The sequence below is a fragment of the Mesorhizobium sp. WSM4846 genome (assembly GCF_055811415.1).
In genome coordinates this window covers 1-725 of the sequence record NZ_JBVVPZ010000106.1, presented here as the reverse complement: position 1 = coordinate 725, position 725 = coordinate 1, and the positions used below count along the sequence as shown (strand labels likewise).

The following is a 725-nucleotide window of genomic DNA, read 5'->3' as shown; positions in this document are numbered from 1 at the left end:
ATGGTATCGGTAGCGAGATCGCCGGCGACCTTGGCAGTAATCTTTCCGGCGAGCAGCGGCGCGATGGTCGGATTGTCCAGGCCAATCTTGTTTGCCGTCACCGTGCCGGAGACCGGCCCCGTCCGGCTCTTCACGTCGAAAGCGTCCGAGTGCAATGCCAACGTGAGCCCCTCGACATCGCTGAATTTCGTCGCGACCGAAGGCAGAACAGCGGAAATGTCGAGCTGGGGCTGCGTGCCCTGCCCCGCAGCCTTTACCGAAAGCGCCTGCAACTCGAGCTTGATCGGGCTTTCGGTGCTGCCAAGCGCCAGCGGCAGGCTTGGGCCGGTCGAGGCCAGGTCGAGCGAAAAATCGCTGGCGCCGTTCGGATTGATGGTGCCGGCAGCCTTGCCGGAAATCTTGTCTCCTGAAAGCGTCGCGCGGTCGATGGCGACGCCGCCGGCGGAGGAGAAGCTGCCTGCCGCATCGAGGTTGAGAAGCCCGAGCCCCGCCTGGCGGGTCTGGCTGGTCTCGGCGCCGCTGAGCTGCGCATCGAAACGAATGTCAGGGGCTGCTGACGGTCCCGTCACTTGCGCCGTTCCACCGAGCGTGCCCGCGGCGTCGAGGCCGGGTGAAAAATCATTGGCCAGGGCGGCCGGCAGCCGGGAAAACTCTGCCGCAAGGTCGAGCGTCTGGCCGGCGGTGCCGGATACGGTCACCGATCCGCCGCCGACATCGAGCGTCAG

The 725-nt window shown here is 66.1% G+C and carries 1 pseudogene; it reads right to left on the bottom strand.

Annotated features, from left to right (window positions below):
• Positions 1–725 (bottom strand): annotated as a pseudogene (locus AC0L15_RS33215) (translocation/assembly module TamB domain-containing protein); the annotation flags it as partial.